At 73.8% G+C, this 6974-nt stretch carries 5 protein-coding genes; 4 read left to right on the forward strand and 1 reads right to left on the reverse strand.

Annotated features, from left to right (window positions below; all coding sequences use genetic code 11):
• From L0B03_RS11655 to topA, 3 genes are all read left to right on the forward strand, one after another.
• A partial coding sequence (locus L0B03_RS11655; protein ID WP_250445956.1) for a methyltransferase occupies positions 1-1342 on the forward strand: 1342 nt, incomplete at its 5' end.
• A 69-nt stretch (positions 1343-1411) separates the two neighbouring features.
• Complete coding sequence (locus L0B03_RS11660) at positions 1412-2380, forward strand: phosphatase PAP2 family protein (protein ID WP_250445957.1); 969 nt, start codon at positions 1412-1414, stop codon at positions 2378-2380.
• Positions 2381-2532: 152 nt separating this feature from the next.
• Positions 2533-5325, forward strand: coding sequence for a type I DNA topoisomerase (gene topA / locus L0B03_RS11665; RefSeq protein ID WP_250445958.1), 2793 nt, complete (start codon positions 2533-2535; stop codon positions 5323-5325).
• Between the two features lie 60 nt (positions 5326-5385).
• On the opposite strand, the gene L0B03_RS19590 is transcribed toward topA, so the two are convergent.
• Entirely contained in the window at positions 5386-5670 is a 285-nt protein-coding gene (locus L0B03_RS19590) for a CDGSH iron-sulfur domain-containing protein (protein ID WP_250445960.1), read from the reverse strand.
• Positions 5671-5814: 144 nt separating this feature from the next.
• On the opposite strand from L0B03_RS19590, the gene L0B03_RS11675 reads away from it, so the two are divergent.
• Entirely contained in the window at positions 5815-6840 is a 1026-nt protein-coding gene (locus L0B03_RS11675; RefSeq protein WP_250445962.1) for an iron-containing redox enzyme family protein, read from the forward strand.
• Positions 6841-6974: the final 134 nt, after the last annotated feature.

Consider the following 6974-nt stretch of genomic DNA (forward strand, 5'->3'; position numbering starts at 1 on the left):
GGCCCTACCCACCCTGGGGTCCGACGGCGCCGCCCGCCTGGGGCTGGTGCGCGTCGCGGGCACCGGTCCCGAGGACGAGGTCCGCGCCCTGGTGGACCTGCGCCCCGTCTCGGCTACCGACGCCGGCGGCCCGGTCACCTGGTGGCTCGCCTCGGACCTCGGCGAGCTCGCGACCGGGGGAGCCCTGCGCGCCGACCACGTGCTCGGCGTCGGCGGGGCCTCGGCCACCCTCGCCCAGGTCACGGTGCGGGACCACCGTCGGCGCACCCTGGACCTCGGCACCGGCTGCGGGATCCAGGCCCTGCACGCGGCCCGGCACAGCGACGCCGTCGTCGCCACCGACATCTCCTCGCGCGCCCTGGGGTTCGCGGCCTTCAACGCGGCCCTCGCCGAGGTCGAGCTCGACCTGCGCCAGGGGTCGATGCTCGAGCCGGCCGACGGGCTGTTCGACCTGGTGGTCTCCAACCCGCCGTTCGTCATCACCCCGCGGGGGGCGGGGTCCGCAGGACACGAGCCGGGTCAGGGGGCGGGTGAGCCGTCGGGGGAGCCCGTGCCTCGCTACGAGTACCGCGACGGCGGGCGCAGCGGGGACGACCTGGTCCGCGACCTGGTCCGGGAGGTCGGCGGCGTGCTCGCCCCCGGGGGCGTCGCCCAGCTCCTCGGCAACTGGGAGCACCGCCGCGGGGCGGACTGGCGCGAGCGGGTCGGTGCCTGGGTCGACGAGGCAGGCCTGGACGCCTGGGTGGTGCAGCGCGAGGCCCAGGACCCGGCCGAGTACGCCGAGACCTGGTTGCGCGACGGAGGCTCGACCCCGGACCGCGACCCCGCCGCCTGGGCCGCCGCGTACGGCGCGTGGCTCGAGGACTTCGCCTCCCGGGAGGTCGACGCCGTGGGCTTCGGCCTGGTACTGCTGCGTCGTCCCCTCTCCGGCCCGCCCACGCTGCGCCGGTTGGAGGAGTGGTCCGGCCCGGTCCGCCAGCCCCTCGGGGCGCACCTCGCCACCTGCCTCGCGGCCCACGACACCCTCGAGGCCCTCACCGACGCGGACCTCGCCGACCGCCGGCTCCTCGTGGCCCCCGACGTGACCGAGGAGCGGCACCTGACCCCCGGTGCGAGCGACCCCACCGTGGTGCTGCTGCGCCAGGGCGACGGCTTCGGCCGCTCGGTGCGGGCCGGCACGGCGCTCGCGGGCCTGGTCGGGGCCTGCGACGGCGAGCTCACGGTCGGGCAGATCATCGGGGGAGTCGCGGCCCTCCTCGACGTGCCTGCCGACGCCCTGGCCGCCGAGCTGCTGCCCGAGGTGAGGGGGCTGGCGCGCGACGGGTTCCTGCACGTGACCTGACCCGGGCGTGCACGGGACCTGGCGCGGGTGTGCACGGGACCTGACCAGACCTCGAATACCTTAGGGCGGGTGACCCCTGCATCGGCCGACCCCACCCGGGACCACGCCAAGCCCTCGGTGATCCGCCGCGAGGGCCACCGTGCCCCTGCTGTGGTCGTGGCGATCGTCGCGGCCGTCGGCGTGTGGGTCATGTGGCGCTTCTTCGTCACCACGCAGCGCGGGCAGACCCTCGACCAGGCGGCCTTCGACGGCTCGCGCTACGGCCGCACCACCCTGTGGCAGGTCGCCGAGCCCGTGCTGGACGTCATCTCGCTCCCGTTCATCGCGATCGTCCTCGTCGCGGCGATGCTGCTCGCGGTGCTCCAACGACGGGTGGTCCTCGCCGTCCAGGTCGCTGTGCTCATGGGGGGCGCGAACCTGACCACCCAGCTGCTCAAGCACGTGGTCTTCGACCGTCCCGACCTCGGCGTCGGGGACACCCTCGACAACGCGCTGCCCAGCGGTCACACCACGGCGGCGGCCTCGGTCTCGGCGGCGCTGCTCTTCGTGGTGCCCCGCCGGCTCCGGCCCCTCGCCGCGGTGGTCGGCGTCGCCTACACCTGCGCGACGGGGATCTCGACCCTGGTCGGAAGGTGGCACCGGCCGAGCGACGCGGTCGCGGCGATGCTGGTGGTGCTGGCGTGGGCCGGGCTGGCCAGCGCGATCGGCAGCCACGGCAGGGCGGTCCGTGGCCCTGAGCGTCCGCGCGGCACCGTCCTCGTCGTCGTCGGGCTGCTCCTGGCGGGGGTGCTCGCGGGGCTGGGCACGGCGCTGTCCCTGCGCGAGAGCCTCGGCGGGGTCGACGGCGGGCTGACCTCCTCCCGAGAGATGACGATCGCCTACGCGAGCGGATCCTTGGGGGTCGTGGCCGTGGTGTGCGTGGCCTTCGCGCTGCTCCTCCTGCTGCGCCAGGCGGCTGAGCCACGGGTGGTCGAGGTCGCCCCCCGGCCCTCGGCCACGTGGCCGACGGGCGGGCCCGCCGCAGGGCCCCCACGCTGAACCGTGGGACGCTGAGGGTCTCGCGCCGCTCCACAGGGCGGCGGGACGTCCGTCACCGTGGTTGACGCGAGGTCGTAGAGTGCCCGATCGACGGGTGTCCCCACCTGGGGCGCCCACGTTCCGTCTGATCCTCTCGAAGGAAGCAGGTCCGCATGCCGGCTGGTCGCAAGCTCGTGATCGTCGAGTCGCCGGCCAAGGCGCGCACGATCGCCAGCTACCTGGGTGACGGCTACACCGTCGAGGCCTCGGTGGGCCACATCCGGGACCTGCCGCAGCCCTCCGAGCTGCCCGCGGACATGAAGAAGGGCCCCTTCGGCAAGTTCGCCGTCGACGTCGAGAACGGTTTCGAGCCGTACTACGTCGTCGACGCGGACAAGAAGAAGAAGGTCTCCGAGCTGAAGAAGCTCCTCAAGGACGCCGACGAGCTCTACCTCGCGACCGATGAGGACCGCGAGGGCGAGGCCATCGCCTGGCACCTGCTGGCCGAGCTCAAGCCCAAGGTCCCGGTCAAGCGGATGGTCTTCCACGAGATCACCCGGGAGGCCATCGGCCGGGCCCTCGAGGCCACCCGCGACGTCGACGACCGCCTGGTCGACGCCCAGGAGACCCGCCGCATCCTGGACCGCCTCTACGGGTACGAGATCTCCCCGGTGCTGTGGCGCAAGGTCCGTCAGGGTCTCTCGGCCGGCCGCGTCCAGTCGGTCGCGACCCGCCTGGTGGTCGAGCGCGAGCGCGAGCGCATGGCCTTCCGCGCCGCGGACTACTGGGACGTGACCGGCACCTTCGCCCAGTCCTCGCCCTCGGTCGAGACCGAGGAGGGCTCGTTCGGCGCGCGCCTGTCCCAGCTCGGCGGCCGCCGGGTGGCCACCGGACGGGACTTCGACGACCGCGGCCAGCTCCGCAACGCCGACGTCGCGCACCTCGACGAGCAGCGGGCCACCGCGGTCGCCGCCGGCCTGCAGGAGGCGTCCTTCGCCGTCCTCAGCCTGGAGACCAAGCCGTACACCCGCCGTCCCGCAGCGCCGTTCACCACCTCGACCCTCCAGCAGGAGGCGAGCCGCAAGCTGCGGATGAACTCGCGCCAGACCATGCGCACCGCGCAGGGCCTGTACGAGAACGGCTACATCACCTACATGCGTACCGACTCGCCCGCGCTCTCGAGCCAGGCGATCGACGCGGCCCGCCGTCAGGCCTCCGAGCTCTACGGCCCCGAGTTCGTGCCCGACAAGGCACGCGTCTACGCCTCGAAGAACAAGGGCGCCCAGGAGGCCCACGAGGCCATCCGCCCCGCGGGTGACCACTTCCGCACCCCGGCCCAGGTGGCCAAGGAGCTCTCCGGGGACCAGTTCCGGCTCTACGAGCTGATCTGGAAGCGCACCGTCGCCTCGCAGATGGCCGACGCGCGCGGCTCGACCGCCTCGGTCCGCCTCGGCGCGGACGTCGCCCTCGAGGAGGGCACCACCCAGGCGGTCTTCTCGGCCTCGGGCACGGTCATCACCTTCCGCGGCTTCCTCGCCGCGTACGAGGAGGGGCGCGACCTCGATCGCTACGCCGAGGAGCAGGGTGCGGCCGCGAGCACCAAGGGCGAGCGCGAGACCCGGCTGCCGCAGATGGCCGAGGGAGACGCCCTCACCGGCACGGACCTCACTGCCGACGGGCACTCGACCTCCCCGCCGCCGCGCTTCACCGAGGCGAGCCTGGTCAAGGCCCTCGAGGAGCGCGGCATCGGTCGTCCCTCGACCTACGCCGCGACCATCTCGGTGATCCAGGACCGGGGCTACGTGACCTCCCGTGGTCAGGCGCTCGTGCCGAGCTGGTTGGCCTTCGCGGTGATCCGGCTGCTCGAGGAGAACTTCGACCGCCTGGTCGACTACGACTTCACGGCCTCGATGGAGCTCGACCTCGACGCGATCGCCGCGGGGGACAAGGACCGTGTCGAGTGGCTCACCCAGTTCTACTTCGGTGCCGGGGGCAAGGCTGCTCAGGGCGCGACGGCCGGACCCCAGGGCGGCGGTCTCCAGGGGCTCGTCGCGAACCTCGGTGAGATCGACGCGCGCGAGGTGAACTCGATCGACATCGGCGAGGGCATCACCCTGCGGGTCGGGCGCTACGGCCCCTACCTCGAGGTGCCCGGAGCCGAGGGCGAGGAGGCGCGCCGTGCCTCGGTCCCCGACGACCTCGCCCCCGACGAGCTCACGGTCGACAAGGCCCGCGAGCTCATCGAGAGCCAGCCCGAGGGTGACATCGTGCTGGGCGAGGACCCCGAGAGCGGTCACTCGGTGATCGCGCGCAAGGGACGGTTCGGTCCGTACGTGACCGAGGTGCTGCCCGAGCCCGAGCTCGACGAGGGGCTCTCGGCCGCGGCCCGCAAGAAGGCCCTGGCCGCCCTGCCGAAGCCGCGCACGGCCTCGCTGCTCAAGACGATGGACCTGCAGACCCTCACCCTCGAGGACGCGCTGCGCCTGCTGTCCCTGCCGCGGGTGGTCGGCACCGACCCCGAGTCGGGGGACCCGATCACGGCGCAGAACGGCCGCTACGGCCCCTACCTGAAGAAGGGCACCGACTCCCGGACCCTGCCGACCGAGGAGGCGATGTTCGACATCACCCTCGAGGAGGCCCTCGCCATCTACGCCCAGCCCAAGCGTGGGCGCGGGGCGTCGGCCGCCGCGCCTCTGCGCGAGCTCGGTGAGGACCCGGTGAGCAAGAAGCCCGTGGTGGTCAAGGACGGCCGGTTCGGCCCGTACGTGACCGACGGCGAGAGCAACGCGACCCTGCGCAAGGAGGACGCCGTCGAGTCGGTCACCCTCGAGCGCGCGGCCGAGCTGCTCGCCGAGAAGCGGGCCCGCGGTCCGGTCAAGAAGAAGACCACCCGCCGCGCACCCGCCAAGAAGACCACGGCCAAGGCCAAGGCCCCCGCGAAGAAGGCCGCTCCGAAGAAGTCCTGAGGGCGGGGCCCGACCCGGTCTGCGACGGCCTCACGGGTGCAGCCGGTCGGTGCCCAGGCCTCAGAGGTCCTCGTCGTCGGTGCGGAACCCAACGACCTTGTGGCTGCCGTCGCAGAACGGCTTGATCCCTGAGGCCCCGCAGCGGCACAGCGCGACGGTCGGGCGTTGCCGGGGCGCCGGCGTGCCGTCGGGGCCGAGGATCTCGACGTCGCCCCGGACCAGCAGCGGTCCGTCGGGGCAGGCGGTGATGCTGGCCCACGGCGTGGCAGGCCGGGCGGGGGCTCCGGCGGAGGTGGGCGCGGCGGGATGGCCGGCGTCGTCGTGCCCGGTCGGGGAGGTCGTCACCCGTGAAGTGAACCCTGCCGGCCAGCCTCCCGCGCGTTGAACGGTTCCAGATGCGGACCTCCGGACGGGGTGCGAACCTGACGCTCCCCACCCGCCCCATCGGCCGCCCGGCCCGGGGCGCAGCACGATCTTTCAGGAGAACCCATGCGTCGCCCCACCCCTCGCGGCCCTCTCAGCACCCACCTGCTCGCCGTCCTCGACGGTGCGCCCGGTCCCGCGCCGGCCCTGGTCGAGGCGGCCCGCACCGCCGCCGCGTCGAGCCGAGACGTCGTCGAGGACGAGGACGTCCAGCTCACGCTGCTCTCGCTCTACGAGCTGCACTACCGCGGCATCGACGGGGTGGATGACGCCTGGGAGTGGCACCCCGACCTCATCGCCGCCCGCGGGGTGCTCGAGGAGGCCTTCGAGGCCGAGCTGCGTGCCCGGGTCCCCGTCCCGCAGACCGAGGCCCGGACCGCCGACGAGATCGCCCGCGCGCTGTTCGAGCTGACCAGCGCCGAGGACGGTCCGAGCCTGGCCCGCCACATCGCCAGGCGCGCGACCGCCGAGCAGGTCGACGAGTTCGCGATGCACCGTTCGATCTACCACCTCAAGGAGGCCGACCCGCACAGCTGGGCCCTGCCGCGGCTGACCGGCCGGCCCAAGTCGGCCCTCGTGGAGATCCAGGCCGACGAGTACGGCGGCGGGCGCCCGGGCTACGTCCACGCCGAGCTCTTCGGCTCGACCCTGCGCGCCATGGGGCTGGACGACCACGACGGGACCTACCTGGACCGGGTCCCGGCCTCGACCCTCGCCTCGGTCACCATGATGAGCATGTTCGGCCTGAACCGTCGGCTGCGGGGTGCGATCACCGGGCACCTCGCGGCCTTCGAGATGACCTCCTCGGTGCCCAACCGGCACCTCAGCAACGGCTTCCGCCGGGTGGGGCACGGGCCGGAGGTCACGGCCTACTTCGACGAGCACGTCGAGGCTGACGCCGTGCACGAGCAGATCGCCGGTCGGGACCTCGCCGGGGCGCTGGCCGAGGACGAGCCGGCCCTGCGCGAGGACGTCCTGTGGGGGGCGGCGGCCTGCCTGGCCGTGGACGGACTGGCCGGGCGCCGGATCCTCGAGGCGTGGGAGCGCGGCGAGAGCTCGCTGCGACCGGTGCCCGCAGCAGCCGCGGCATAGGCCGGTCCGCGGCCCGGTCCACAGCCTCAGTTCCACCCGGCCCGGCCCGGCCCGGCCCGCCCCGGCTGGACCCGGCTGGGGCGGGTGACGCCGGTCCTGCGGGCCGGCGTCGATCGGGGTCACCATCTGACCCC

Source organism: Actinotalea sp. C106 (assembly GCF_023630195.1).
Lineage (GTDB): Bacteria > Actinomycetota > Actinomycetes > Actinomycetales > Cellulomonadaceae > Actinotalea.